Below are 1,551 nucleotides of genomic sequence, written 5' to 3'. Positions count from 1 at the left end.
GACGCTAATCGAGAATGTGTTTACCAACAGAGTTGGCGCGGGGTCGGATACGGACGACGAAGCGGACGGGGGCGTCGGACTCACGGTGTCCGTCGGCTCGCGCACGGACGGGTTCTACGTCGCGGACGACGGGCGCGGCTTCGAGGTCGATCCGGAAGCGGCGACGGAGTACGGCTGCTCGAGCACTCCGGACGGGACGGGGTTCGGCCTCGCCATCGTGCGCGAGATAGCGGCCGCGCACGGCTGGGACCTCTCGATCGACGGCGGCGACGGGGCGGACGGCGCACGCTTCGAGTTTCGTGGAGTAGTCTGCGAAAGAGTTGAGCCCTCTCGAAGCCTCTAGGCAGCAATGAAGGGCAGTCAGCGTGGTCTTCTCGTGAGACATTTGACGGAGATGGAACTTGATCAGGCGATCGCCGAAGCTCAGAAGGCGGACGAGACCCGTCTCGTCCGACGACTCTGCTACGTGAAGAATCTCTACGCGGGCGATACACGCGAGCAAGCAGGCGATCGCGTCGGAATCTCTCGAGCTACGACACGTCGGTGGGCTCGCGCATGGAATGATGGCGGTGTCGACGGACTCCGTCCCGGCTTCGGCGGCGGCAGGCCGCCGAAGCTCTCCCCGGCACAGTTCGAGGAGCTCTGTGAACTCCTTGAAGAAGGCCAACCATGGACGCCACGGCAAATTCATACACTCATCGAAGATCGCTACGGCGTCACCTACCACCCAGCACACCTCAGCCGCAAGCTTCGCCAAGCCGGAATGAACTACGCGAAGCCTCGTCCGATGGATCCACGCAGTCCTGACGATGCAGACGAGATTCTCGCCGAGCGCCTCGAAGCGGCGCTCGGCGAGGATGAGCAACCGGAGGTGGATCCAGTCGTACTGGGCTTTTTTCGATGAGGCATGGCCACAGCCATTCGAGAATTCTCAACGAATGTGGTCGTTCGACCGCACCGTCACCATCGAAAAGCCATTAGTGACGTTTCCATGGCGGTCGATCGGGTTCTATGCGCTGACTGGCCAGAGCGTGATCACGTACAAAAAGCGGCTCGTCAAGGAGACGATCGTTGAGGCGCTCGAAGAGATCCGCGAGCAGAATCCGGTCGGGCGGATTCTGCTCGTAGCGGACAACTACGGCTCGCATCACGCACATCTCACCCAACAGCGGGCCGACGAACTCGGCATCGAGTTCGTCTTCATCCCACCGTACTCGCCGACGCTGAACGCAATCGAACCGCTGTGGAAAGATCTCAAGCGCGAAATCTCACCGGAAATATTCGAGGACAAAGATCACTTTCGTGAGTTTCTCACCGAGACGTTTCTCCGACTAAGTCACCGGCTGAGCTTCGCCAGTGACTGGATCGAGACATTCCTTCCAGATGTTCAGAGGTTACGCTGATCACTCCGCGAAACTGATATAGTACGTGTTTACCCCGGAGTCTCGACAGCCGGCACAGCGTGAGCCCGTGAGATCAGTTCATTGTTACTGACGGCTCGACGAAGCTCTTCGTATGGATTGCGTCCCTGCTGGCGCCACGTCGCCAGCA

General features: G+C 60.1%; 3 protein-coding genes. All 3 read left to right on the top strand.

Annotated elements, in window-relative coordinates; all coding sequences use genetic code 11:
- The coding region (locus tag B9G38_RS18610; RefSeq protein ID WP_343125081.1) for an ATP-binding protein at positions 1-343 on the top strand (343 nt) is incomplete at its 5' end.
- A 6-nt stretch (positions 344-349) separates the two neighbouring features.
- The gene (locus B9G38_RS18375) at positions 350-904 is read left to right on the top strand and encodes an IS630 family transposase (RefSeq protein WP_233127226.1); all 555 of its coding nucleotides are present in this window, start codon (positions 350-352) and stop codon (positions 902-904) included.
- Positions 905-938: 34 nt separating this feature from the next.
- The gene (locus tag B9G38_RS18370) at positions 939-1,403 is read left to right on the top strand and encodes an IS630 family transposase (RefSeq protein ID WP_233127225.1); all 465 of its coding nucleotides are present in this window, start codon (positions 939-941) and stop codon (positions 1,401-1,403) included.
- The last annotated feature ends 148 nt before the right edge of the window (positions 1,404-1,551 follow it).

The sequence above is a fragment of the Halorubrum sp. SD612 genome (assembly GCF_002135005.1).
This window is presented reverse-complemented; position numbering and strand designations above follow the sequence as displayed.